This is a genomic window from Abyssisolibacter fermentans (assembly GCF_001559865.1).
GTDB lineage: Bacteria > Bacillota > Clostridia > Tissierellales > MCWD3 > Abyssisolibacter > Abyssisolibacter fermentans.
Genome location: NZ_LOHE01000047.1, coordinates 1 through 754, shown reverse-complemented (window position 1 = coordinate 754; position 754 = coordinate 1). Strand labels below are relative to the sequence as shown.

The following is a 754-nucleotide window of genomic DNA, read 5'->3' as shown; positions in this document are numbered from 1 at the left end:
TACTCAGTAATATAATGCTTGATAGTCTAGATAAAGAACTTGAGAAAAGAGGACATAAATTCTGTAGATATGCTGATGATTGTAATATATATGTCAAAAGTAAAAGAAGTGGGTTGCGTGTTCTTGATAGTATAACAAAGTATTTGAAACAAAGGCTTAAATTAAAAGTCAACACAAATAAAAGCGCAGTGGCTTCGCCAATAAAGAGAAAGTTCTTAGGGTATACATTCTACTATACTAAAGACGGAGTAAAATTCAGAGTTCATGAGAAAAGTTATAGAAGATTTAAAAAGAAGATAAAAGAAATTACAAATAGAAATATTAGTATGAATTTTGGATATAGGTTAAAAAGACTTAATCAAATAACAGTAGGATGGATTAACTACTACAAACTAGCAAATATGAAGAAGAAGCTTAAGGAGATAGAAAAATGGACACGCCGAAGACTTAGGGCTTGTATCTGGAAAACATGGAAAAAGGTTAAGACAAGATATAAATGTCTAAGAAGATTAGGTGTTCCAAAAGGAAAAGCATGGGAACATGCCAATACCCGAAAAGGGTATTGGAGAATAGCAGGTAGTCCAATATTAAGTAAAACCATAACTAACCAAAAATTGATTAATCATGGTTTTAAAAGTCTATCTTTGCAGTACGAGAAAGTCAGATTGTCCTAATGAACCGCCAAGTACCGAACGGTACGCTTGGTGGTGTGAGAGGTCGGTAATTGAAATAATCAATTACCTCCTACTCGATT

The 754-nt window shown here is 32.9% G+C and carries 1 protein-coding gene; it reads left to right on the top strand.

Annotation, left to right across the window (positions count from 1 at the left end; all coding sequences use genetic code 11):
• Positions 1–674: group II intron maturase-specific domain-containing protein (locus AYC61_RS07490; protein WP_082759844.1), on the top strand; the 674-nt coding region annotated here is incomplete at its 5' end.
• Between the last annotated feature and the right edge of the window lie 80 nt (positions 675–754).